The sequence below is a fragment of the Xanthomonas sp. CFBP 8445 genome, assembly GCF_025666235.1.
Lineage (GTDB): Bacteria > Pseudomonadota > Gammaproteobacteria > Xanthomonadales > Xanthomonadaceae > Xanthomonas_A > Xanthomonas_A indica.
The window spans coordinates 3,805,134-3,825,837 of record NZ_CP102594.1 but is presented as its reverse complement, the minus strand read 5'-3'; the positions used below and the strand labels follow the sequence as shown (position 1 = coordinate 3,825,837).

At 71.0% G+C, this 20,704-nt stretch carries 19 protein-coding genes; 9 read left to right on the top strand and 10 right to left on the bottom strand.

Annotated features, from left to right (window positions below; genetic code table 11):
* Window positions 1-18 precede the first annotated feature (18 nt).
* Window positions 19-906 carry a transglutaminase-like domain-containing protein gene (locus NUG21_RS16455; RefSeq protein ID WP_263391415.1) on the bottom strand — a complete coding sequence of 296 codons (888 nt, stop codon included), beginning with the start codon at window positions 904-906 and terminating at the stop codon, window positions 19-21.
* Between the two features lie 385 nt (window positions 907-1,291).
* On the opposite strand from NUG21_RS16455, the gene NUG21_RS16450 reads away from it, so the two are divergent.
* Window positions 1,292-1,951 (top strand): DUF7716 domain-containing protein, encoded by a 660-nt coding sequence (locus tag NUG21_RS16450; RefSeq protein ID WP_263391414.1) that lies wholly within the window; start codon window positions 1,292-1,294, stop codon window positions 1,949-1,951.
* A 73-nt stretch (window positions 1,952-2,024) separates the two neighbouring features.
* Here NUG21_RS16450 and NUG21_RS16445 read toward each other — a convergent pair whose 3' ends face one another.
* Window positions 2,025-2,909 (bottom strand): LysR family transcriptional regulator, encoded by an 885-nt coding sequence (locus NUG21_RS16445; RefSeq protein WP_263393103.1) that lies wholly within the window; start codon window positions 2,907-2,909, stop codon window positions 2,025-2,027.
* Between the two features lie 108 nt (window positions 2,910-3,017).
* Between NUG21_RS16445 and NUG21_RS16440 the strand changes: the two genes are divergently transcribed.
* Window positions 3,018-4,436 (top strand): MFS transporter, encoded by a 1,419-nt coding sequence (locus NUG21_RS16440; RefSeq protein WP_263391413.1) that lies wholly within the window; start codon window positions 3,018-3,020, stop codon window positions 4,434-4,436.
* Window positions 4,437-4,466: 30 nt separating this feature from the next.
* On the opposite strand, the gene NUG21_RS16435 is transcribed toward NUG21_RS16440, so the two are convergent.
* The 4 genes from NUG21_RS16435 to NUG21_RS16420 all read right to left on the bottom strand — a co-directional run bounded on the left by NUG21_RS16435 (window position 4,467) and on the right by NUG21_RS16420 (window position 7,443).
* On the bottom strand, window positions 4,467-5,264 hold the full coding sequence (locus NUG21_RS16435) for an N-formylglutamate amidohydrolase (RefSeq protein WP_263391412.1): 798 nt from the start codon (window positions 5,262-5,264) through the stop codon (window positions 4,467-4,469).
* Window positions 5,257-5,808 carry an NUDIX hydrolase gene (locus tag NUG21_RS16430; RefSeq protein WP_184502361.1) on the bottom strand — a complete coding sequence of 184 codons (552 nt, stop codon included), beginning with the start codon at window positions 5,806-5,808 and terminating at the stop codon, window positions 5,257-5,259. Before NUG21_RS16430 ends, NUG21_RS16435 begins: the two co-directional genes overlap by 8 nt.
* 139 nt (window positions 5,809-5,947) lie before the next feature.
* Window positions 5,948-6,871: a 5'-3' exonuclease gene (locus tag NUG21_RS16425; protein ID WP_263391411.1), complete on the bottom strand. Its 924-nt coding sequence runs from the start codon at window positions 6,869-6,871 to the stop codon at window positions 5,948-5,950.
* On the bottom strand, window positions 6,868-7,443 hold the full coding sequence (locus tag NUG21_RS16420; protein ID WP_263391410.1) for a nitroreductase family protein: 576 nt from the start codon (window positions 7,441-7,443) through the stop codon (window positions 6,868-6,870). The genes NUG21_RS16425 and NUG21_RS16420 overlap by 4 nt, the downstream gene beginning before the upstream one ends.
* A gap of 155 nt (window positions 7,444-7,598) precedes the next feature.
* Here NUG21_RS16420 and NUG21_RS16415 point away from each other — a divergent pair, with 155 nt between their 5' ends.
* From NUG21_RS16415 to NUG21_RS16405, 3 genes are all read left to right on the top strand, one after another.
* A complete protein-coding gene (locus NUG21_RS16415) occupies window positions 7,599-9,830 on the top strand; it encodes a DUF1631 family protein (RefSeq protein WP_184502358.1) in 2,232 nt (743 codons plus the stop codon).
* Between the two features lie 212 nt (window positions 9,831-10,042).
* The gene (locus NUG21_RS16410; RefSeq protein WP_263391409.1) at window positions 10,043-12,358 is read left to right on the top strand and encodes a PacR family protein; all 2,316 of its coding nucleotides are present in this window, start codon (window positions 10,043-10,045) and stop codon (window positions 12,356-12,358) included.
* Window positions 12,359-12,901: 543 nt separating this feature from the next.
* Window positions 12,902-13,981, top strand: a complete 1,080-nt coding sequence (locus NUG21_RS16405; protein WP_263391408.1) for an NAD(P) transhydrogenase subunit alpha — start codon at window positions 12,902-12,904, stop codon at window positions 13,979-13,981.
* Between the two features lie 522 nt (window positions 13,982-14,503).
* Here the strand turns inward: NUG21_RS16405 and NUG21_RS16400 are convergent.
* From NUG21_RS16400 to NUG21_RS16390, 3 genes are read right to left on the bottom strand one after another with little or no spacing between them, the layout of a single operon-like run.
* Complete coding sequence (locus NUG21_RS16400) at window positions 14,504-15,001, bottom strand: DUF3106 domain-containing protein (protein ID WP_263391407.1); 498 nt, start codon at window positions 14,999-15,001, stop codon at window positions 14,504-14,506.
* Window positions 15,002-15,006: 5 nt separating this feature from the next.
* Complete coding sequence (locus NUG21_RS16395; protein ID WP_263391406.1) at window positions 15,007-15,402, bottom strand: hypothetical protein; 396 nt, start codon at window positions 15,400-15,402, stop codon at window positions 15,007-15,009.
* The gene (locus NUG21_RS16390) at window positions 15,399-15,974 is read right to left on the bottom strand and encodes an RNA polymerase sigma factor (protein WP_184502353.1); all 576 of its coding nucleotides are present in this window, start codon (window positions 15,972-15,974) and stop codon (window positions 15,399-15,401) included. Before NUG21_RS16390 ends, NUG21_RS16395 begins: the two co-directional genes overlap by 4 nt.
* Window positions 15,975-16,138: 164 nt before the next feature.
* Here NUG21_RS16390 and NUG21_RS16385 point away from each other — a divergent pair, with 164 nt between their 5' ends.
* Window positions 16,139-16,450, top strand: coding sequence for an NAD(P) transhydrogenase subunit alpha part 2 (locus NUG21_RS16385; protein ID WP_019800723.1), 312 nt, complete (start codon window positions 16,139-16,141; stop codon window positions 16,448-16,450).
* Between the two features lie 107 nt (window positions 16,451-16,557).
* Complete coding sequence (locus NUG21_RS16380; RefSeq protein ID WP_263393102.1) at window positions 16,558-18,027, top strand: NAD(P)(+) transhydrogenase (Re/Si-specific) subunit beta; 1,470 nt, start codon at window positions 16,558-16,560, stop codon at window positions 18,025-18,027.
* Between the two features lie 203 nt (window positions 18,028-18,230).
* Here the strand turns inward: NUG21_RS16380 and NUG21_RS16375 are convergent, their stop codons facing one another.
* Window positions 18,231-18,650 carry a hypothetical protein gene (locus NUG21_RS16375; RefSeq protein ID WP_019796977.1) on the bottom strand — a complete coding sequence of 140 codons (420 nt, stop codon included), beginning with the start codon at window positions 18,648-18,650 and terminating at the stop codon, window positions 18,231-18,233.
* Window positions 18,651-18,755: 105 nt separating this feature from the next.
* On the opposite strand from NUG21_RS16375, the gene sufT reads away from it, so the two are divergent.
* Window positions 18,756-19,307 carry a putative Fe-S cluster assembly protein SufT gene (sufT, locus tag NUG21_RS16370; RefSeq protein ID WP_019796976.1) on the top strand — a complete coding sequence of 184 codons (552 nt, stop codon included), beginning with the start codon at window positions 18,756-18,758 and terminating at the stop codon, window positions 19,305-19,307.
* 108 nt (window positions 19,308-19,415) lie between these two features.
* The gene (locus tag NUG21_RS16365) at window positions 19,416-20,516 is read left to right on the top strand and encodes a branched-chain amino acid aminotransferase (RefSeq protein WP_263391405.1); all 1,101 of its coding nucleotides are present in this window, start codon (window positions 19,416-19,418) and stop codon (window positions 20,514-20,516) included.
* Window positions 20,517-20,704 lie beyond the last annotated feature (188 nt).

Sequence of the window (20,704 nt, the reverse complement as noted above, 5' to 3'; positions counted from 1 at the left end):
GGCGCCTCCGTTTCCGGCTCAGCAGGCCAGCGCGTTGCCAGGTGCGTACCCGGCAGCCTCGACCGCACCCGGCGGTGCGGGCCGCGCGTCGAGCTGCGCCTGCGTGGTCTCCTCGGTCCACACCACGAACGATTCGAGCACGTTGTCGCCGAAGGTGGTGCTGATCGCCACGTCGGCGGCATCGCGGCCGCGCGCGATCAGCACCCGGCCGATGCGCGGCAGGTTGTGGCGCGCGTCGAAGGTGTACCAGTGCCCGTCGAGGAAGGCCTCGAACCAGCCGGAAAAGTCCATCGGGGCGTCCGAGGCGGGGACGCCGATGTCGCCCAGATAGCCGGTGCAGTAGCGGGCCGGGATGTTCATGCAGCGGCACAGCGCGATGGCCGCATGCGCGAAGTCGCGGCACACGCCGCGCCCTTCCTGCAGCGCCTGCGCGGCGCTCTTGGTGGCGCAAGCGTGGGCGTAGCCGAAGGCGATGTGCGCATGCACGTAGTCGCAGATCGCCTGCACCCGCGCCCAGCCGTGCGGGGTGCCGGCGAACAGCTCCCAGGCCATGCCGCTGAGCAGGTCGGTTTCGCAGTAGCGGCTGCCGAGCAGATACACCAGGGTGTCGTCGGGCAACTGCTCCACCGGCGTCTGCGCCGCATCGTAGCGGTACTGGTCCGGCAGCCCGCTGTCGCGCACCACCGCATCGGCACGCAGGGTCAGCGGGCCGGCGGGCGCCTGCAGGCGCGTGCAGCGGTTGCCGAAGCCGTCGCGATAGCTGTGCAGCGGCGCCGCCGGCGCGCTGTGCAAGGCGGTGGCGGCGACGATGTCGTCGCGGCGGCTGTCGTGGATGTCCAGCATCGCCAGCATCGGCGTCGCTTGCGCGAACCGATAGCGAATCTCGTAACCGAGGCGGATGAGCATGGGGTGTCCGGTGCGGGGCGGGGCGCCGGTGCGGACCGGTCCAGCCCGAGCGTGCGCAGCCAGCGCTCAGCTTGATGTGAAGATGGGCGCTCGCCGCTTCAGCATGCTGAGCGTCGCTGCGGTCGAGGCATGCCGAATGGTCGCAGTGGCGATCGGATGCGTTGCCGATCGTTGGCGCATGTGCGCCAACCCAGCCTCGTCGCTGCACTGGCACGCATCGCGGCGGCGCACCGGCCGCGAACTGCATGGGCGGACGTGGTGGTCTCGCCTGGCGCCGACCCTGGCGAGGTCCGGCGGCGTGCCGTCATGGTCCCGCATGGGCCCCGGCGCAAGCCTGACGTAGACTGCGCTGCCACTGCCTGTCCGACGACACATGATCCCGCTGATGAGCCTGCGCGAGACGCTGGACGCCTTTGCCGCCTGCAACGACGAGGGCCACGTACACGAGGCGTTCGGCTGGGTGCATGCGACCGGTGAGGATCCGCTGCAGGCGCGCTTCTGGTTGCCGCCAGACGAAGCCACCGCGTTCGACGACGATGGCGCAGTGCCGGCGGCGGCGCGCGCGCTGGGCCTGGCGCCCTACCTGGAACCGGCGACGTTCGCCGATGTGCTGGATGTGCAGAAGCGGCAATGCCCGCTGTCCACGTTGCAGGACTACGCGCAGGCGTTGGCCTACTACGCCGAGTCCGACGCGTTCCTGCAGGTGGAGGGTGTGGACGAGGCCCTGGGCGAGGCGGACGAGGACGCCTGGGAGGCGGCCCGTGCACTGGGCGTCGGCCCCGGCATCTTCGCCTCGTTCGATCTGGTGCTTGCGCGCTGCCCGCCTGAACAGATGAAGCCGGCGGCGCAGCAGGTCGCGCGCCTGCTGGATTGGACGATCGGGCGGGCGCTGGCGGCCTGTCGTGCCGGTCCGTTGACAGTCGGCGAGGCACTGGATCGGCGCCGCGCCACGGCGATCGCCGCCGACTTCGCTGCGCTCGCTGTTCCGCTGCAGATACTGGGCTACAAGGCGTTTCCGTGGATGCCGGTGCCGACGCTGGCATAGGGCCACGGGCCGCATGCGCATGGCGTGCATCGTCGTCGCGGCGCATTGCCGTGCCATCGGCGGTGCAGTGGCTTCACCAGCTCCCGGCCAGCAGGGCCTCCGTCAGCACGCGCAGCTTGGCCGAGCGTTGCCGCGACGGCGGATAGATCAACGACAGCGTGCGGCTGCGGCCTTCGAAGGCCTGCAGCACGCGTTGCAGGCGTCCGTCGGCCAGTGCATCGGCCACTGCGAAATCCATCACCTGCACGATGCCCATGCCGGCGATGGCGCCCTCCACCAGCGGGTCACCGTGGTCGAACACCATCCGAGCCGGCGGCGCGAATCCGCAGCGTTGCCCCTCCTGCAGGAATTGCCAGTTCACCAGGCGCCCGCTGCGCGGATTGCGGATCGCCAGGCAGGCGTGATCGCGCAGCGTCTCGAGATCGGTGGGCGCGCCGCGTGCGGCCAGGTAGGCAGGACTGGCGACGGTCACCCAGCGTAGCGGCCGCAACGGGCGCGCGACGATGCGCCTGTCGGCGATGGGGCCGGTGCGCAGTGCCGCGTCGAAGCCTTCCTCGACCAGATCGACCAGGCGGTCGCTGAGCACGGTCTCCACGCGCAGCTGCGGATGCTGCGCCAGCAATGGGGCCAGCAGCGGCACCAGCACCTTGCGGCCGAACATCGACGGCGCGCTGATCCTGAGCGTGCCGGACGGCGTGCAGGAGCGGTCCGCCAGTTGCCGCTCGGCCTCGTCCAGCCCGCCCAGCAGCGGCGCTACCTGCTCGACGAACTGGCGCCCGTCCGGGCTCAGCCCGACGTTGCGGGTCGTGCGCTGCAGCAGCTTGACCCCCAGTGTCGCTTCCAGCCTGCCGATCGCGCGGGACAGCCCCGATTGACTGACGCCGAGCTGGCCGGCGGCGATGGTGAAACTGCGCGCTTCGGCCACGCGCACCAGCATGCGCACCGCGTTGAGATCCATGCTTTTGCGATTCATGCGAAAAATCATGACGCATATGAAGAGCACAGGATTTATCGACGATTTCGCATCAGTGAGACTGGCGGTTCCTCCCCCATGTCCCCGATGCCGATGCACTCCCTATCCCATCCGCGCAGGGCGTTGGCGCTGCTCGCCACCGCGCAATTGCTGATCGCCCTGGACGCCACCATCATCTTCGTCGCCCTGCACGACATGGGCCGGGCGCTGCAGATCGACGCGCAGCGCCTGCAATGGGTGGTCAGCGCCTACACCGTGGCATTCGGCGGTTGCCTGCTGCTCGGCGGCCGCGCAGCCGATCTGTTGGGGCGGCGCCGCTTCTACCGGCTGGGCATGCTGCTGTTCGCGCTGGCCTCGTTGCTGGGCGCGCTGGCACCCAACGCCGTGCTGCTGATCGCCGCGCGGGCCGCGCAAGGCGTGGGCGCGGCCTTGCTGTTTCCGGCGACCCTGGCCCTGATCAACACCCTCTATGCCGAAGGCGTGGCGCGCAATCGCGCGTTGGCGATCTGGAGCACGGCCAGTGCGGTGGGACTGGCGCTGGGCACTTTGCTGGGCGGCGCGCTGACCCAGGCCTTCGGGTGGCCGGCGGTGCTGGCGGTCATCGTGCCGCCGGCCATCGCCTGCGCGGCGGCAGCAGGGCGGTGGTTGCCGGCCGATGGCCCACGCGCGCACGGTCGCACCTTCGACCTGGCCGGATGTGCCACCGTGACCGCCGGCGGCAGCCTGCTGGTGGCCACCCTGGTGCAGGGTCCGGAATGGGGCTGGAGCGCGCCGGTCACGCTGTCCTGTCTGCTGGCATCGGCGGTGCTGCTGGCAGGGTTCGTGTGGATCGAGCAACGCAGCCGCGATCCGTTGATGCGCTTCGCGCTGCTGCGTCTTCCCGGTCTGCGCGCCGCGCTGGGCCTGACCTTCGCTTTCATGAGCAGCTACGGCGTGCAGTACTACTTCCTGGCGCTGTACTTTCAGGACGGCTATGGCTGGAGTCCGCTGCAGGCCGGCATGGCGTTCCTGCCGCCGACGGTGGTCTGCGCCTTCGGCATCCGCATCGCCGAGCGCTTGCTGCAGCGGCGTTCGCCGCGGCAGGTGCTGGCCTGGGGATTCAGCGCGGGCGCGCTGGGCATCGCCGCAGCGACCGTCGCATTGCCGCATGGCGCGGGCTATTGGCCGTTGCTGCCGGGCATTGTCCTGCTCAGTGTGGGGCAGGGCATGAGCTGGACGGCGATGTGGGTGGTGGCCGGTCAGGGCGTGCCGGCGCCGCAGCAGGGCGTGGCCTCGGGCATGGCCGCCACGGCGCAGCAGATCGGCGGTGCCGTGGGCCTGGCGGTGCTGGTGATGGTGGCCAATGCGGCGCGCGGCGCGCAACCGGCCGCCAGCGCGGCGGCGCTGCACGGGTTGGTGCAGGCCCAGTACGGGGCGGCGCTGTTCGCGGTCGTGGGCGTGGCCATCGCGTTGTGCCTGCGCTATCCGCGCGGCGAGTGCGGTGCAGCGCCCTGCCTGTCGCGCGAGGCATGACCGATCGGCCGGGCCCGCGTCCGCCCCGGCTCAGCCCAGCGCCAGCAACTGCGGCTGCAGCGCGGTGAAGATCCGCGCCAGCCGCTGCGCCCAGGCCTGCTGGCCGGCGGCGTCGGCGATCAGGTCCTGGCGGATCTCCAGTTCCACGTGCGGCAGGCCGCGGCCTTCGCCGTGCACGGGCACCGCGTAGTCGCTGCTGTCGCTGACCGCATACGGTGCGTTGTCGCCGACCAGCAGGTCGTCCTCCGCGCGCAGCGCCTGCAGCAGCGCATGGGCGAAGCGGGTGTCGCGGTGGTACAGCACGCCGGCATGCCAGGGCCGCGGCACGCCGTCCATCACCGGGGTGAAGCTGTGCATCATCACCAGCACGGTGGGCCGCGCGGCGGCGCGGCGCGCGTCCAGTTCGGCGGCGATGCGCGCGTGGTAGGGCGCGTGCACGGCGTCGATGCGCTGCTGGCGCTGCGTGGCCGTGAGCCCGGCGTTGCCCGGCACCACGGTGCGGTCGCTGACCGGCGGGATCAGCGTCGGCGAGGCGAGCGGGCGGTTGCAGTCGATCAGCAGCCGCGAGTAAGTCTGCTCGATCGCCCAGGCGTCGAGCAGCGCCGACAGCGCGCGGGTGGTGCCGGCGATGCCGATGTCCCAGCCGATGTGCCGGTCCAGGTCCGCCTGCGCCAGGCCGAGACCGTGCAGCGCGCGCGGGACCGCCTGGCCGGCGTGGTCGGCCAGCAGCACGAATGGCGAGCTGCCGTGTGGGCAGTGGATGCGGAACACCGCCGGGTCGTCGGCACCCAGCAGCGGCGGCAGGGCGGAAACGGATGCCTCAGCCACGCGGCGTACCGTCGAGCTCGTGTTCGATCATCCACAGGCCGGCCCACAGTTTCGCGTCCAACGCGTAGCCTTCGCCCATCTTCTGCACCAGCCACGCGGCAGCGCGCGTGCGCGGCACCGAATGCACGGTGATGTCCTCGCTGGCGTCGCCACCGCCGTTGCCGACCTTGCGCAGGCCGCTGGCGCGCACGAAGGCGACCTTCTCGTTGCTGGCGCCGGCCGAGGTCGGGCCGATCAGCAGCACCTCGGCGTGGTCGGCGGTCCAGCCGGTCTCCTCCTCCAGCTCGCGCACCGCCGACACTTCGATCGATTCGCCGGCATCGATGTCGCCGACCAGGCCGGCCGGCATCTCGATGGTGCGCGCCTGCAGCGGCACGCGGAACTGTTCGACGAACAGCACCTCGTCGTCCGGCGTGACCGCCACGATGATCGCGGCCAGGCCGCCGGCATGCACGCGTTCGGAATACTCCCAGGTGCCGCGCACGACCATGCGCTGGTACTTGCCTTCGTAGACGACGCGGGGCGGGGAATCATGGCGGGGCATGGGCAGCTCGCAGGTAGCGGAGGAAGAAGGCGCGGTCGCGCGCGGCGCGGTCCGGCGATGCGGTGCAGTGTAGAGCGTGCGCTGTGTTTTTTTGATGCGTGCCAGCGTTGGGCGGGCGCGATGCGGCACCGGCGCTCGTTCAGCCGGCCGCAAGCTCCAGGCCGGCGGCCTGCAGCAGCCGGCGCCGGGTCAGTGGCCCGAAGCGCAGCGCCTCGCACAGGCCCTGCAGCATGTCGGCATCGGCCGCGCCGCGGGCGAAATCCGCCGCGGCGGTGTGCAGCGGCGCGTCCAGGGCGATGGTGGTCAACTGCCGCCACAGCAGCGCGTGTTCGCGCTGCTCGCGCAGGCGCACGGCCATCTGCGCGGCACCGCGCAGGCGCAGGAACGCCACTTCCTCGACCCGTGCCAGCAGCGTGTCCAGGTCGCCGAAATGCGCCAGCAGGATCGCCGCCGACTTGGCGCCGATGCCGGTGACCCCGGGAATGTTGTCGATCGCATCGCCGGTCAACGCCAGGTAGTCGGCGATCTGGTGCGCATGCACGCCGTGGCGTGCCTTGACCCCGGCCGCGCCCCAGCGCTGGCCGCGGCCGTAGTCCCATTGCTCGTCGAATTCCAGCAGCAACTGCGACAGGTCCTTGTCGGCGGAGACGATCACGCCGTGGAAGCCGTCGCCGCGCGCGCGATGCAGGGCGCTGCCGATCAGGTCGTCGGCCTCGTAGTCGTGATGCGCCAGCACGCCCAGGCCCAGGGCCGCGCACAGCGCCTTGCAGTGCGCGAACTGGCGGCGCAGCGCATCCGGCGCCGGCGCGCGGTTGGCCTTGTAGGCGGCGTACAGGCGATGCCGGAAGCAACTGTCCAGCGCTTCGTCGAAGGCGATCACGATGTGTCGCGGGCGTTCGCGCTCGAGCAGGTCGAGCAGGAAGCGGGCGAAGCCGTGCACCGCGTTGGTCGGCCAGCCCTGCGCGTCCTGGAACTCGTCGGGAATCGAATGCCAGGCGCGGAACACGTACAGGCTGGCGTCGACCAGGTACAGCGGCCGCGACAGGGGCAGGCCTGCGTTCACGGCGTCCAGTCGCTGAGCAGCGCGCGCGGATCCGGCCGCTCGCGCTCCGGGGCGTCGATGCGGGCGGTGCCGATGTGAATGAAGCCGGCGACGTGTTCGTGCTCGGCCAAGCCCAGCCGCGCGGTCACCGTCTCGTCATACGCCATCCAGCCGGTCAGCCATTGCGCGCCGAAGCCATAGGCCTGCGCCGCCTGCAGCAGCGCGAAGCACACCGACCCGGCGGTCAGCCACTGTTCGATTTCCGGCACCTTGTGCCCGCGCTGCAGGCAGGTGATCACCGCGATCACCACCGGCGCATGCGCGAAGCGTTCGCGGTCCTTTTCCACCGCCGCCGGCGACGCGCCCGGGTCGCGCTGCACGGTGCGCTCGGCGAGGATGTCGCCCAATGCCTGGCGCGCCGGGCCGGCGATGCGCAGGAAGCGGAACGGCACCAGCTTTCCGTGATCGGGGACACGAACCGCCGACTGCAGCATGGCCAGCAGCGTGTCCGCGTCCGGTCCCGGCTCGCCGAGTTGCTTGGATGGCACCGAACGGCGCGCATCCAGCGCTTGCAGCGAATGAATTGTGCGCATAGTCTCGATTCCGTGGGGCGGGCGCGAAATTATAGTCGCGCGCTCGCAGGCGGCAGCGGATGCCGCAGTTACACGGACAATCACGTTGCGTTGCTGATCTGCCGCTAGCTTCCGAATTGACGTCGGTCTCACTGCTGCCTGCGTATCACACTGCCATGACCCTTGCTGAATACGCTGAAGAGTTGTCGCCCAGCCGCAACGCGGATCTGCTCGAGCAGGTCCGGGATGTGGTGTCGGTCCCGCTCGCCGGCGCCTTCGGCGAGGTGCTGGATGTGCTGGCCGAGGCGCTGTTCCGCATGGCCGAGCGCGCCGGGCCGAGCCAGAACGACTATTTCGAAGCCATTCAGTTGCTGCGCCAGCAGCGTGAGCCGATCGCCGCGCGTTTCCGCGCGCACCTGGCCCAGGCCTGGCAGGCGCTGGAGGCTGGCCGCCCGCTGTCGGTGGAGCGCAGCCTGGCGCGCGAGCGTGGCGATCTGAGCCTGGTCTCGGAGCAGGAACTGGACGTGCGCCTGGCGGTGCGTAACCTGGCCGGCGCGATCCAGCACCGCTGGCGGCCGGAACTGATGCGGCTGAACCGGTTCCTCGGCTTCATCGCCGGCGGCCAGCGCATCGATGCCGACAACAACCCGTTCGGCCCCGAGCACGTGGGCGCGGCCGTGTATGCGGCGCTGCACGGGCTGGTGCTGGCGCCGCAGGTGCAACTGGCGATCGTCAAGATCTGCGAGCAGGAACTGCAGGAACGCGTCGGCGAGCTGTATGCGCAACTGGAGCAGCGCCTGAACCAGGTTGCGCGCGCCCGCGCGCTGCCCAGCGGGCGCCCGCGCCGCCGCGCCATCCCGCGCCTGGGCGCGAGCGAGGACGAGGCGGCGCCGGACTGGATCAGCCGCTTCTTCGAGAACTGGGAAACCGCCGCGCCGCTGTCGGCGGCGCAGCGCCGCGCCGCACGCGCGCTGGACGCGCACGCGCGCAACGAACAGGACGTCCTGCCGCCGGCGCTGCGCGCGCTGCTGCACGAGGCGCAGCCGGACGCGGGCGCGGGCGATGGCCGGCGCTGCCTGTCGCCGCGTGAGGTGCTGTCGGTGCTGTCGCTGCTGCAGACCATGCCCTTGGCCGGGTTTGCCGCCGTCTGCGAGCACGGCGGCCCGCTGGCGCAGGGCCTGCGCCGCCAGATCGCCGGCGTCGGCGCCTCGCTCGGCCTGGATCCGGCGAGCACCTGCCTGGACCCGGCCGACGCCGACACGCTGGATCTGGTCGGCCTGCTGTTCGACGTGATGCTGGAGGAGTGCGTGCTGCAGCCGGCGCAGCGCGAACTGCTGGGCCAGATGCTGGTGCCCATGGCCAAGGTCGCACTGATCGACGGGCGCCTGTTCGTGCGCGACGGACATCCGGCGCGGCGTCTGCTCAACCTGCTGGCCGACGCCTGCGATGGCAATGCCGGCAGCACCGGCCCGGAGCAGGCGCTGCTGGCGCAGGCGCAGGCGGCGGTGGAGCGGGTGGTGCGCGATTTCGACGAGCACCTGGCGGTGTTCCTGGCGCTGGAGGCCGAGTTCGGCAGCGCTTACGAGCAGTACCGGCGCCGGGTGGAGATCGCCGAGCGCCGCGCGTCCGAACTGCAGCGGGCGGAGGAGCGCCGCGAGGTCGCCCGCCAGCGCGCCGCGCAGGCCGTGCACGAACTGCTGCAGCAGGCCGGCGACGACCTGATCCTGCCGCCGCCCATCGATGCCTTCCTGCGCCAGTCCTGGTGCCAGTACGTGCAGCAGTCGGCCCTACGCGACGACGGACAGGGCAGTGCGCTCGCCGCGGCGCTGGCGCTGGGCGATGCGGTGCTGGCGCAGTGCCGCCAGGCCCAGGCCGGTGCGGCGCCGCTGGAGGGCTGGCTGCAGCCGCAGCGCGCCGAGCTGACCCGGCTGTGGACCAGCATCGGCCTGGACGCGGCGGCCGCCGAGGCCGCCTGGCAGTCCCTGCACACCGCGCTGGACGACCTGGCGCACGCGCGGCCGTTGCAGGCCGCGCTGCCCGTGGCCAGCGTGGAGGCGCCCGAGCCGCCTGCCGCCGAGACCGTGCCGGCACTGCCGGAGCCGGCCCAGCCCACCGATTTCGACCACATCACCGCCGATTACTTCCGCACCCTGCCGCTGGGCACCTGGCTGGATTTCGTCGATCGCGAAGGCCGCGTGCAGCCCGGGAAGCTGACCTGGGTGAGTCCGATCTCGGCGCGCCTGCTGTTCGTCAACCGTCGCGGCGGGCGCCTGTGCGTCGCCTCGGCCGAGGCGCTGGCGGTGATGGCGCGGCTGGACCGGCTGCGCCTGCACCGCGACGACGATGCCTTCTACAGCGCCATGCAGGGCGCGGTCGACCGCCTGGAACGGGTGGCGGTCGCCGCCTGAGTGGGCGTATTCAGGCCGCGCTGCACGCGTGGTTACGCTGCCGCGCCCTACGATCCTGCTCGGTGTCACGTTCTGGAGCGAGAAATGCGTAGCCCATCACGGTCGACATTCAGCTACCTTGCCTACCATGCAGGAGCGGAAACAGGGGCCGCGTCTGTTCGTCCTCCACCATTCTTCTACCTGGCGCCGTCCATGGCGCGGAGCCGTCGCGCATGAGTTTCAGCCCCAGCCCGCACGCACACCCGGCGCGTGATCCGCGCCTGTTGACGCAGGCGCGCGAGGGCATGCTGCCGGTGCTGGGCCAGGCCTTCGCCGCGGCGCTGGCGCATTTCGACGATGTGCTGTTCGACCGCGCCGAGAGCGCCGGCGCGTCGCAGCTGCTGTTCCTGGACGGCATGCGCGAACTGCGCCGCCGCCGCGACGAGATCGCCGCGCGCTTCCGCGCGCAACTGCACACCGCCTGGGAGGCGCTGGAGGCCGGCGCGCCGCTGTCGGCCGAGGTCGCCCTGGCCGGCTACGGGCAGGGCCTGAGCCTGATCTCCGAACACGAACTGGAGTCGCGGCTGGCGGTGCGCAACCTGGCCAGCGTGCTGCTGCGCGAGTGGAAGCCGGTGCTGACCCGCATCGACCGGCGCCTGGGCTGGATCGCCGGCGGCCTGGAACTGGATGCGGACACCAATCCGATCGGCCCCGAACACATCGGCGTGGCCGTGCATGCCGCGTTCTCCACCAGTGACCTGGCCCCGGAAGTGCGGCTGGTGCTGATCAAGCTGTGCGAGCGCGATTTCACTGCCGGGGTCGGCAAGCTCTATCAGGACCTGGACGACAGCCTGGCCCAGGCCGGGGTGATGCCGGAGATCTCGCGGCCACGGACGCCGCCGCCGCGGCGCACGCCGGCGCCGGAGCAGCGCCCGCCGCGCGAGCCCGGCGCGCCGGCCGATGCCGGCGTCGGTGCCGAGTTGGGCGAGGAGGAAGAACACTACGCGCCGGCCTGGGCCAACCGCTTCGTCAACCGGTGGGCCGAGCGCCGCGGCAGCCTGCAGGCCGGCGAGCGCTACGAGGGTGCCGAGGCGCGCCTGCCCGGCGGCAGCCAGGGCGTGTTGCTGGAGGCGTTGCACGAGTTGCTGCAGCAGACCCGCAACGCGCGCGAGAGCGCCACGTCCGCGGCGACCGCCGCGGTCGGTCAGCAGCGGCCGCTGAGCCAGCGCGAGATGATGTCGGTGCTCTCGCTGCTGCAGGCCACGCCCAGCGCCACGTTGCGCGCGGCGATCGGCGACGACAGCGAGTCGCTGGCGCAGCGGCTCAAGAGCGAGGTGCTGTCCAATGCCACCCAGTTCGGCGTGGACCCGGCGCATGCACGGCTGGATCCGGTCGACGAGGACGCGATCGACCTGGTCGGCATGCTGTTCGACGTGATGCTCGACGAGCGCGACCTGGAAGGCCGCTCGCGCGAACTGATCGGCCGGCTGGTGGTGCCGTTCGTCAAGGTCGCGCTGCTGGACCGGCGCATGTTCGTGCAGAAGACCCACCCGGCGCGGCGCCTGCTCAACTCGCTGGCCGAGGCCTGCGAGGGCAACACCGGCGAGAGTCAGGCCGAGCGCGTGCTGATGGGCAAGGTCGAGGAGATCATCGACCGACTGGTGGCCGAGTTCAACGAGAACCTGGCGATCTTCCTGACCCTGGAAGAGGAATTCCGCGATTTCCTGATGCAGCATCGCCGCCGCATCGAGATCGCCGAGCGCCGCGCCGCCGAGACCCAGCGCGGCCAGGAGAAGCTGGAACTGGCGCGGCAGCGCGCCGACGCAGAATTGCAGGTGCGCCTGCAGGGCCGGCAGCTGCCGCAGGCGCTGCAGGATTTCCTGCGCCAGCCGTGGCAGCACCACCTGACCATGGCGATGCTGCGCGAAGGCGAGGGCGGTCCCGGCGTGCGCGATGCGCTGGCGCTGGCCGACGGCCTGCTCGAGGAAGCCGCCGAAGCGCAGCGGCACATCGTCGGCAAGCCTTGGTTGCAGGCCTGGCAGGGCGCGTTGCAGCGTGTCTTCGCCAGCGTCGGCCTGCATGCCGAGGCGGCCGCGGCGGCGATCGATGCGCTGCACGACACGCTGCAGGCGGTGGCCGAACTGCGCCCGGAACTGGAGCGGCCGCTACCGGAACTGCCGCAGGTGGCGCTGCCGCAGCCGCCGGTGCAGGAGGCGCAGCCGGTGGAAGTGGCGCCGGCGCAGACCATGGACGATTTCGACAACGCCGATGCCGACCGCTTCCGCGCGATGCCGATCGGCACCTGGCTGGATTTCGTCGACCGCGACGGCAAGATGCAGGCCGGCAAGCTGTCGTGGGTGAGCCCGATCTCGTCGCGGCTGCTGTTCGTCAACCGGCGCGGCGTGCGCTTCTGCGTGGCCTCGCCGGAAGAACTGGCGGTGATGGTGCGGCTGGGCCGGCTGCGCGCCCACGTCGACGACGGCGCCTTCGACAGCGCCATGCAGGGCGTGATCGACCGCCTGGATCCGCATAGCGCGACCTTGCACTGAGGGACGTTGCGGGGCGCCGGCATCGCTGCGGTGGCGTCGCACGTGTCACGCGCAACTCGCTGCCCGTATTGGCGGCGTAAGCGCATCACGAACGATGCCTTTTGTCGGCCGTTAGCCGACAGGCCATCGTGATCGTAGGAGCGGCTTCAGCCGCGACGGGCATTCCCGGCAATGCCCGTCGCAACTCAAACCGTTCCTATCCGCGGGCATTGCCTAGCTCTAGGAGGTTGCCTCCGTCGCGCCGGGTTTTCTCGCTCTGCCGGTCGCGGCTGACGCCGCGCCTGCGCACCATCGATCCACGCTGGTCATCGCATTCGGCGATACGCGTTTCCTGGCAAGCCGCGTCACATCCGACTCGGTCATGCGCCCGGCCGCCATCGTCAGAGCGCGCGCCTGCACCGACGCCACCCGCAGGGGATGCCATCGCGTCCGCATCGCCAGCGCGCCTGTCCACCGACGCCTGCCAGGCGGCCGGCGCGCCTCCACCTGGCGTGCGGACCCTGTAGGATCGGCGCGGACGACGGGCAAGGCACGGGGAATCGCATGGCAGTGCAGGTGCTGGTGGTGAAGGAGTCGGCGCAGGGCGAACGCCGCGTGGCGGCCACGCCGGAGACGGTCAAGAAACTGGTCGCGCTGGGCGCGCAGGTGCGGGTCGAGCCGCAAGCGGGGGTGTCGGCAGGGTTCGTCGATGACGCCTACCTAGCCGCCGGCGCCAGCCTGGCCGATGCCGACAGCCCGGCGCAGGCGGATCTGGTGCTGTGCGTGCAGCCGCTGCCGGCGCTGGCGCTGGAGCAGCTCAAGCAGGGCGCCGGCGTGGTCGGCATCCTGCAGCCGCAGGCCGATCCGGCGCGTGCGGCGGCGTTGCAGGCCCGGCAGCTGGTTGCCTTCCCGCTGGAACGGCTGCCGCGCACCACCCGCGCGCAGGCGATGGACGTGCTCAGCTCGCAGGCCGGCATGGCCGGCTACAAGGCGACCCTGATCGCCGCGCAGCTGGCGCCGCGCTTCTTCCCGATGCTGACCACCGCGGCCGGCACCATCCGTCCTTCCAAGGTGCTGATCGTCGGCGCCGGCGTGGCCGGCCTGCAGGCCATCGCCACCGCCAAGCGCCTGGGCGCGCAGGTGGAGGGCTTCGACGTGCGCCCGGAAACCCGCGAACAGATCGAATCGCTGGGCGGCAAGTTCCTCGACCTCGGGGTCAGCGCCGCCGGCGAGGGCGGCTACGCGCGGCAACTCACCGACGACGAACGCGCGGAACAGCAGCGCCGTCTGGCCGAGCACCTGAAGGGCATCGACGTGGTGGTATGCACCGCCGCGGTGCCGGGGCGGCCGGCGCCGAAGATTCTCAGCGCGGCGATGGTCGCCGGCATGAAGCCCGGCAGCGTGGTGGTGGACCTGGCCGCCGAGACCGGCGGCAACTGCGAGCTGACCCGGCCGGGAGAGACCCTCGAACACGCCGGCGTGACCATCGCCGGTCCGCTGGACCTGGCCAGCATGGGCGCGGTGCATGCCAGCGAAATGTACGCGCGCAACGTCTACAACTTCGTTGCCCTGTTCCTGAAGGACGGCGCGATCGCCTACGACTGGAACGACGAACTGCTGGCGAAGACGCGCTGGATGGCGTGAGTCGGCGTTGCGGGGCGTTGACCCGGTGAGAGTGGGGACAGCAGTGACGCGGTCGCCTTCTTTCGCCGGCGCGTCTGTTGGCTGGTTCGCAGTCGACCTGCCGCTCTGGTGTCTATCGACGTTATGCCTGGAGGAGCGGCTTCAGCCGCGACCGGCGTTCCCGGTACAGCCCGTCGCGCCTGACGTTGCTCCCACAAAAGAGCGTGCCGTTCGACGATCGCTTTAGACGCACGGGTCTCCGCGCGGCAGCTTGCGTCTGGCTGAACTCCAGGCACCGATGTCCATCGGGCAAGCCAGCAGGCGGCATTGCAGGCAACTTGATCCAGCACCTCGCAGGCTGCTGTTCCATGTAGGAGCGGCTTCCGCCGCGACGGGCTTTACCGGGAACGCCGTCGCGGCTGAAGCCGCTCCTACGGGTTGTCCTGCGATCTTCGCTGGAGGCCATTGCCCGCGGCACACGGCGATGTGCCGCGCGGCATGCGCAGCAAGTCTCGACCGGCGTCTAGGGAGTGCGCTGCCCGCTTACCTGGACGCATCGGGCGGCGGCCGGTTGTCCGGGCTGGCATTGGCGCGGATCCAGGCGGCGCGTTGCGTCGGTGTCATCGCTTCCCAGCGGTCGCGCAGCGCCTTGCGCTGCTCCGGCGGCAGCGCCCGCATGCGGTCGAACAGCACCCGCGCTTCCTCGCGCTGTTGCGGGCTCATGTCCTCGTAGCGACGCGCACCCTTGCGCGCTTGGTCGCGTTGCTCCGGGGTCATCGACTGCCAGCGCTGCGCGTGCTCGAACATGCGCCGGCGTTGCTGCGGGATGTCGTTCCAGCGCTGGCGCAGCGGCGCGATCAGCAACTCGCGCTGCTGCGGGCTCAGGTGTTCCCAGTCGGGCAGCGGTGGGCCGGCGTCGTCGTCGCGGTCGGCGGCAGGTGGCGGTGGCGGTCCCGGCGGGGGCGGGGCGGCAAAAGCGACCGGGACGACGCTGCCGGCCAGCAGCGCAAGCGCCAGGGAGAGACGGATCAGGCGAGTCATCGGGTTCATTCCATTGCCAGCGAGGTATCGGAGCCCAGCCACAGGTACAGGTCGGGATTTTCGTCCAGCATCGCGGTCGCGGCCTGGTCGGTATCGGCGCCCGCGCCTGCCGGCGTGCTCGCGACCGCGGGCGTGCCGGCAGCGACGCTGGCGGTGGTGATCGGCACCGACGGGGCAGGGCGCAGCAACAGGTGCACGCCCAGCGCCGCACCGAGCAGCGCCGGCACCGCCGCCAGCAGCCAGCCCCAGCGACGGCCCGGTGCGGTGTGCGTCTGGCTGGCCTGCCGGCGCGCCGCACGCAGTCGCGCCAGGGTCGGCGCGGGCAGGGCCTGCAGGCCGGTCTGATGGACCGCGCGCAGGCGCGCGTCGAAGTCCGCGGAGCGGGTGGGATCGGATGTCATCGGACGTCCTCCAGATGTTTCTGCAGCGCCTCGCGGGCGCGCGACAGATGGGTTTTTACCGAGCCTTCCGAGCAGCCCATCGCGCGTGCGGTGGTGGCCACGTCCAGTTCTTCCAGCACGCGCAGGGTGAAGGCCTCGCGCTGCCGGGCCGGCAGTGCACGCAGCGCCGTCACCAGCCGCGCGTGGGTCTGGCGGCGCTCGTGCTGCTCGGACGGATTGGGGCCGTCGTCGGCCCAGTCCGGCGGGCTGTCCGCGTCGCGCTCGCTGTTCGGTGCCCAGAAACGCAGGCGGAAGTTGCGGCGGCGCTGCAGGTCGATGATGCGCCGGCGCAGGATGCTCCAGAACAGCGGTGTCCACTCCTGCGCCGGGCGCTCGCGATAGGCCAGCAGCTTGATCATCGCGTCCTGCACCGCATCCAGTGCGTCCTCGCGCTGGCGCAGGCCGGCTTCGGCGAAGCGGAACGCGCGCGGCCCGATCTCGGCCAGGAACGCATCCAGCGACGCCGGCAGCGGGCGTTGTTCGGCATCGGCATCGGTCGACGGCGGGGCGAGGGCAGGCGTGCTCACCAGCACAGCTTAGCTTCCTGGCAGGGGATGCCGTGGTAAACGCGCCGCGGCGGTCGCGGTTGACCGGCCGTCGCCCGGCGCCTCCGCACGACGGCAGGGCGGCATCGCACAGCGGTTCAGCACGCGGTTATGATGCGGCGGACGGGCGCGGCGCCCGGGAGAACAGTGCGATGAGCGACGGGTTCGTGGCCTTGTACATCTTCATGCTGGCGGCCATTGCCGGGCATGTGATCATCTCGCGGGTGCCGGTGATCCTGCACACCCCGCTGATGTCCGGTTCCAACTTCATCCACGGCATCGTCCTGATCGGTGCGATGGTGGTGCTGGGCCACGCCGACACCACCCTGGAAAAAGTCATCGGCTTCGTCGCGGTGCTGCTCGGCGCCGGCAACGCCGCCGGCGGCTACGTGGTGACCGAGCGCATGCTGGACATGTTCAAGTCCAGCAAGCCGGACGCGGCCAAGACCAAGGCGAAGGATTGAATGCGCGGCATCCGCGCACCGTCGCGGCGCTGGTCGCCGTCGCCCTGCCCGCGCTGCTGCTCGGCATCGCCTCGGGCGTTCTCTCCCACCTGCTGCCGCTCGGGCAGATGTCCTTTTTCGGAGCACGCCTGCTGATGGAACTGTTGCCGATCCTGATCAAGAGCAGCTACCTGGTCGCCGCCACCCTGTTCCTGCTCGGCCTGCAGCGCATGGCTTCGCCCAGGACCGCGCGCAGCGGCATCCGCTGGGCCGGCTTCGGCATGCTGTTGGCGACCGCCGCCACCTTCCTGCTGCCGGGCCTGCACAACCTGCCGCTGATCGTGCTGGCGATCGTGCTCGGCACCGCTGCGGCGTGGATCTCGGCCAAGAAGGTGGCGATCACCGACATGCCGCAGATGGTCGCGCTGTACAACGGCATGGGCGGCGGCTCGGCGGCGGCGATCGGCGCGGTGGAACTGCTGCGCTTCTCGTTCCTGATGCGCCGCGATACCACGCACTGGAGCGAGGCCGCGATCGCCGCGCTGGCCGCGCGCCAGCCCGATGCGACGACGCTCGCATTGGCGGTGATCGGCTCGGCGATCGGCGCGGTGTCGCTGTCCGGCTCGATCATCGCCTGGGCCAAGCTCGACGGCCGCCTGGACAAGCGCGTCACCTTCCCCGCGCAGCAGGCGTTCAACCTGCTGGTGTGCGTGGCGATGCTGGGCGTGGGCGCCTGGGCCGCGATCAGCCTGAGTCCGCTGGCGATCGTGCTGTTCTTCGTGCTGGCGCTGGCCCTGGGCGTGCTGATGACGCTGCCGATCGGCGGCGCCGACATGCCGGTGGTGATCTCGCTGTACAACGCCCTCACCGGCCTGGCGGTGGCGTTCGAAGGTTACGTGCTCGGCAACGAGGCGCTGATCATCGCCGGCATGATGGTCGGCGCGGCCGGCATCCTGTTGACCCGGCTGATGGCCAAGGCGATGAACCGGCCGATCCGCGGCGTGCTGTTCTCCAACTTCGGTGGCGGCGGCCAGGCGCAGGCGATCGCCGGCAGCCAGAAGCCGATCGAGGCCGGCGACGTGGCGGCGATGATGGCCTATGCCGAGCGCGTGGTGATCGTGCCCGGCTACGGCATGGCGGTGGCGCAGGCCCAGCACAAGATCTGGGAGCTGGCGCAGCGGCTGATCGAACGCGGCGTCAAGGTCAAGTTCGCGATCCACCCGGTGGCAGGGCGCATGCCCGGGCACATGAACGTGTTGCTGGCCGAGGCCGGCGTGCCCTACGACCTGATCGCCGACATGGACGACATCAACCCCGAGTTCGCCAGCACCGACGTGTCGCTGGTGATCGGCGCCAACGACGTGGTCAATCCGGTGGCCAGGACCGATCCGGCCAGCCCGATCTACGGCATGCCGATCCTGGACGTGGTCAATTCCAGGAACGTCATCGTGATCAAGCGCGGCAAGGGCACCGGCTTCGCCGGCATCGAGAACGCCCTGTTCTATGCCGACAACACCCGGATGCTCTACGGCGACGGCGCCGAGGCCGCCGGCGCCCTGGTCAGCGAACTGAAGGCGCTGGACGGCGGCGGGCATTGAGTCGGTGCAGGGCGGCTGCAGGAACCGTAGGAGCGGCTTCAGCCGCGACAGGCGTTACCGGTAAGGCCTGCCGTAGCTGATCCCGCAAAAGGGGACAGGCGCCGCGCCTGCAAACGCCGCGCTTCGCGACGAATCGGCTAGGGCGTTCCCGGCGAGACCGTCATCGCCCACCAGCGGCATCCGCCGCGACCTGGGGCCTCGGCTCAGCGCGCGCTGAAATACGCGGTGGCCACGCCGATGCCCAGCCACAGCAGATCGCCGGGGCTGTTGGCCAGCCGGGTCAGGGTCCAGGCGTAGTGGACACCCATCTTCAGCGACGAGTCCCACACGTTCAGGCCCAGGCCCGCGCCCATCTGCGCGGCGGCGATGCCCCAGTTGGCGGCCACGATCACCAGCACCGTGGACAGCATCGCCACGGCGATGCGCAGCGGGCCGCGCGGCAGGTTGCCCAGGCGCAGCATCCAGGCGATCTCCAGCGCCACCACCACGGCCATCCAGCCGGCCTGGCGACCCAGCGACAGCGCCACCAGCAACCAGGCGATCAGCGCGGTGAAACAGCCCATGGCGAGCAGCAGGGGCCACAGCCAGTGCGAGGGCCTGGCCGGCGTGGAGGAAGGCGGCATTCGATGTTCCCGGAGAAGACGTACAGGATACTTCCGGCGCGCGCCCCGCGCACTCGGATAAACTGCACGACTTGCACCGGCGGGGCCTGGCCCCATATCGCCCCCATGTACTCACGCAGCAGCGAACCTGTCCAATTCGAACGCGATTGCGCGGCGGTGATGGTGCCGCAGGGCGACGCGGTGACCCTGCCGGCCGGCAGCTACGGCTACATCACCCAGGCCCTGGGCGGCAGCTACACGGTGTTCGTGGAGGGCAACCTGTTCCGCATCGCCGGCAAGGACGGCGACGCCATCGGCAAGGAGCCGCCGCCAGGGCTGGAACTGCCCGAGGACGCCGGCGACGAGCAGGTGGAGGCCCTGATCTGGCAACAGCTGCGCACCTGCTTCGACCCCGAGATCCCGTTCAACATCGTCGATCTTGGGCTGATCTACGACGTGACCATGCACGCGCGCGACGATGGCCAGCGCACCGTCGAGGTCAAGATGACCCTGACCGCGCCCGGCTGCGGCATGGGCGAGATCCTGGTCGACGACGTGCGCAGCAAGCTGGAGATGATCCCGACGGTGGCCGAAGCCGACGTCGAGCTGGTGTTCGATCCGCCATGGGGCCGGCATATGATGTCCGAGGCCGCACGCCTGGAAACCGGCATGCTCTGACCAGCGCGCGACGCCTCGCGCGTCGTGCGGAGCCCGATCGGGCGCCGCCGCTGCCGTCGCCACGACGCAGCGGCCCTGGCCATCCCTCGACTACCACAGGAATCCCCGGTGTCCGCTACCGAGCCGTCCACGCAGTTCCGCCTGATCCCGTCCACCGCCGCGCGCAGCGCCGAGGCGCGCGCGCAGATCCTCGCCGCGCCGGGCTTCGGCAACTATTTCACCGACCACATGGTCGCCATCGAATGGAGCCGCGAGCAGGGCTGGCACGACGCCGAAGTGCGTGCCTACGGCCCGCTGGCGCTGGACCCGGCCGCCTCGGTGCTGCATTACGGCCAGGAGATCTTCGAAGGCATCAAGGCCTACCGCCATGCCGACGGCTCGATCTGGACCTTCCGCCCGGAGGCCAACGGCAAGCGCCTGCAGCGCTCGGCGCAGCGCCTGGCGCTGCCGGAACTGCCGGTGGAGCTGTTCGTGGAGTCGCTGCGGCAGTTGATCGCGGTCGACGCGGCGTGGGTGCCGTCGGCGCCGGAGACCAGCCTGTACTTCCGTCCGTTCATGATCGCCAACGAGGCCTTCCTGGGCGTGCGCGCCGCGCAGAAGGCCGGCTACTACGTCATCGCCAGCCCGGCCGGCGCCTACTTCGCCAAGGGCGTGGCGCCGGTGGCGATCTGGCTGTCCACCGACTACGCGCGCGCCGCCAAGGGCGGCACCGGCGCGGCCAAGTGCGGCGGCAACTACGCCGCCTCGCTGCTGCCGCAGCAGCAGGCGCAGGCGCAGGGCTGCTCGCAGGTGCTGTTCCTCGACCCGGTCGAGGGCAAGTACATCGAGGAATTGGGCGGCATGAACGTGTTCCTGGTGATGCGCGACGGCAGCCTGGTCACCCCGGCACTGTCGGGCAGCATCCTGGAAGGCATCACCCGCGACAGCATCCTGCAACTGGCCCGCGACCGCGGCATGCAGGTGGTGGAGCGGCAGGTGAGCATCGAAGAGTGGCGTGACGGCGTGGCCTCGGGCGAGATCGCCGAGGTCTTCGCCTGCGGCACCGCCGCGGTGGTGACCCCGATCGGCCAGCTCAAGGGCAAGGATTTTGAGGTCGGCGACCTGACCGCCCCGACCGGCCCGGTGACCCTGTCGCTGCGCCAGGAACTGACCGACATCCAGTACGGCCGCGTCGCCGATCGCCACGGCTGGCTGGTGCGGCTGGGCTGAGCCTGCCGTCTCCGACGCCAGGGTGGCCGTCGGCGGCCCTGGCGGACGGATCCGCGCCGTGGCGCATGGTCCGGCGACATGTCGTCGGCCTTCGCCGGCGGTAGCCGCCGCGGTGCGCTGGAGCGTCTCTCGCGCCTCGGCGCCTCTTCTCTGTGCCGCCGCCTCCCGGTCTCTCCGAAAGCGTCCGC

Excerpts from the sequence above, each read along its gene's own strand:
- NUG21_RS16455 (WP_263391415.1), bottom strand. The coding sequence starts at position 906 with ATGCTCATCCGCCTCGGTTACGAGATTCGCTATCGGTTCGCGCAAGCG.
- NUG21_RS16450 (WP_263391414.1), top strand. The coding sequence starts at position 1,292 with ATGAGCCTGCGCGAGACGCTGGACGCCTTTGCCGCCTGCAACGACGAG.
- NUG21_RS16445 (WP_263393103.1), bottom strand. The coding sequence starts at position 2,909 with ATGGATCTCAACGCGGTGCGCATGCTGGTGCGCGTGGCCGAAGCGCGC.
- NUG21_RS16440 (WP_263391413.1), top strand. The coding sequence starts at position 3,018 with ATGCACTCCCTATCCCATCCGCGCAGGGCGTTGGCGCTGCTCGCCACC.
- NUG21_RS16430 (WP_184502361.1), bottom strand. The coding sequence starts at position 5,808 with ATGCCCCGCCATGATTCCCCGCCCCGCGTCGTCTACGAAGGCAAGTAC.
- NUG21_RS16420 (WP_263391410.1), bottom strand. The coding sequence starts at position 7,443 with ATGCGCACAATTCATTCGCTGCAAGCGCTGGATGCGCGCCGTTCGGTG.
- NUG21_RS16415 (WP_184502358.1), top strand. The coding sequence starts at position 7,599 with ATGACCCTTGCTGAATACGCTGAAGAGTTGTCGCCCAGCCGCAACGCG.
- NUG21_RS16410 (WP_263391409.1), top strand. The coding sequence starts at position 10,043 with ATGAGTTTCAGCCCCAGCCCGCACGCACACCCGGCGCGTGATCCGCGC.
- NUG21_RS16405 (WP_263391408.1), top strand. The coding sequence starts at position 12,902 with ATGGCAGTGCAGGTGCTGGTGGTGAAGGAGTCGGCGCAGGGCGAACGC.
- NUG21_RS16400 (WP_263391407.1), bottom strand. The coding sequence starts at position 15,001 with ATGACTCGCCTGATCCGTCTCTCCCTGGCGCTTGCGCTGCTGGCCGGC.
- NUG21_RS16395 (WP_263391406.1), bottom strand. The coding sequence starts at position 15,402 with ATGACATCCGATCCCACCCGCTCCGCGGACTTCGACGCGCGCCTGCGC.
- NUG21_RS16385 (WP_019800723.1), top strand. The coding sequence starts at position 16,139 with ATGAGCGACGGGTTCGTGGCCTTGTACATCTTCATGCTGGCGGCCATT.
- NUG21_RS16380 (WP_263393102.1), top strand. The coding sequence starts at position 16,558 with ATGTCCTTTTTCGGAGCACGCCTGCTGATGGAACTGTTGCCGATCCTG.
- NUG21_RS16375 (WP_019796977.1), bottom strand. The coding sequence starts at position 18,650 with ATGCCGCCTTCCTCCACGCCGGCCAGGCCCTCGCACTGGCTGTGGCCC.
- sufT (WP_019796976.1), top strand. The coding sequence starts at position 18,756 with ATGTACTCACGCAGCAGCGAACCTGTCCAATTCGAACGCGATTGCGCG.